Source organism: Methylobacterium sp. WL116, assembly GCF_008039455.1.
Lineage (GTDB): Bacteria > Pseudomonadota > Alphaproteobacteria > Rhizobiales > Beijerinckiaceae > Methylobacterium.
The window spans coordinates 1-1,718 of sequence record NZ_VRUV01000741.1 but is presented as its reverse complement, the minus strand read 5'-3'; the positions used below and the strand labels follow the sequence as shown (position 1 = coordinate 1,718).

Genomic DNA, 1,718 nt, shown 5'->3' with positions numbered 1-1,718 from the left:
GTGTTGGTCACCAGGGTCATCAGCACGAAGACCGACAGGCCGACGAAGTAGCCGAAGTAGAACTGGTTGGTGCGCCGGGCCATGAACTGGTCGGTGACCTGCATCGCGGAGACGGACCTCGACCGCCTCGCCGACGACGCGATGAAGCAGACGCGGCTCCTGGTGAACAACCCGCGGACGGTGACCCGCGCCGACGCGCGCGCGATCTACGCCGCGGCGCTGGCGGGCACCGCCTGAGGGCGCCTTCGAGGAGGCGATCTTGGCCGCGATCCAGCCACCGCCCTCATCCTGAGGCGCGGCCGCTTCCGTCGCTCTGGCGCTTCGGCCGGTCCTTTTCGGGTCGATGTCCGTATAGGGGGGGCACACAGGAGCAACGCCACCCACCATGCCAGCCATCGAGACGGTCCCGAACCGCGTCGTCGCCGCCGTCCGGCGGTCCTTCCGGCAGTTCCTGGCACTGCCGCTCGCGACGATCGTCGGCTTCGTCGGGCTCAATGCGCTGGTCTACCTCGCCGACCGCTCGTGGTCCGGGGGCGCGGCGCCCACGGGCTTCCGCTGGCTCGGCGCGCTGCTCGGGGACCGCGCCGCGCTCGGCGGCCTGCTCACCACCGTGGCGTCGAGCATCATCACCGTGACGTCGATCACCTTCTCGCTGCTGCTCATCGCCGTGCAGCAGGGCGCGGCCTCGCTCACCGCGCAGGTCACCGACCAGTTCATGGCCCGGCGCACCAACCAGTTCTACTTCGGCTACTTCGTCGGCCTGTCGGTCTTCGTGCTGATGACCCTGGTGACCAACACCGAGTTCCACCGGCCGGTCTTCGGCACGAGCCTGGCGCTGGTGATGACGACCTTCGCCCTCTGCCTCGTCATCGTGATGCTCTACAACACCATCGATCAGATGCGGCCCGAGCGCATCGTCCAGTTCATCCACGCGCAGATCCTCGAGGCCCGCGCCGACGACGAGCGCCTGCTCGCGCGCACCCGCCGGACGCCCCGGCCGGGCTGGGACGTCCGCGCGGTGGTGCGCGCGACCGAGCGCGGCTACGTCGTCGGTCTCGACGCCGACCGGATCCAGGCGGCGATCGCGCGCGCCGCGCCGGACGCCGTCGAGGTTCGGATGCGGGTTCCGGTCGGCACCTTCCGGGCGCTCGGCGACCCGCTCTTCGACATCCGGGCCCGGCCGGGCTTCGTGCTGGAAGCGGAAGCGCGGGAGGCGGTCGAGGCCGCGTGCGGGCGGGCGCTCACCTTCGACGACGGGCGCGACCTCGGGCACGATGCCGGCTACGGCCTGCACCAGCTCGCGACCATCGCCTGGACCTCGGTCTCGACCGCGAAGTCGAACCCCAGCCCCGGCCGCGTCGTGCTCCTGGCTTTGCGCGACATCGTCGCCCGCTGGAGCCCCGGCGAGGTCGACCCGCCGGAGGCATTGGGCGCGCACGTGATCCTGGCCGACCACGCCCCGACCGCGGCCACCGATGCGCTGGAGGCGGTGATCGTCGTCGCCTCGGAATCGATCCAGTGCCAGACCCTCGCCGAGGCGATGGACAGCCTGGCGATCCTGCTCGGCCACGTCGCCGCGCCGACGGCCGACCGCCTCGCCGGCATCGCCCAGCGCTCGCTCTCCGCCCTCGGCGAGCACGTGCTGACCCGCGAGCTCGAAGCCGCCCTCGACGGCCTCGCCGCGGCGTTGGCCACGCGCGGCTTCGACGACGGCGCGG

The 1,718-nt window shown here is 72.0% G+C and carries 1 protein-coding gene and 1 pseudogene; both read left to right on the top strand.

The window, feature by feature from the left end:
• Positions 1 to 102 precede the first annotated feature (102 nt).
• Positions 103 to 237 (top strand): annotated as a pseudogene (locus FV223_RS26845) (alcohol dehydrogenase); the annotation flags it as partial.
• 148 nt (positions 238 to 385) lie between these two features.
• Positions 386 to 1,718: DUF2254 family protein (locus FV223_RS26840; protein WP_147729765.1), on the top strand; the 1,333-nt coding region annotated here is incomplete at its 3' end.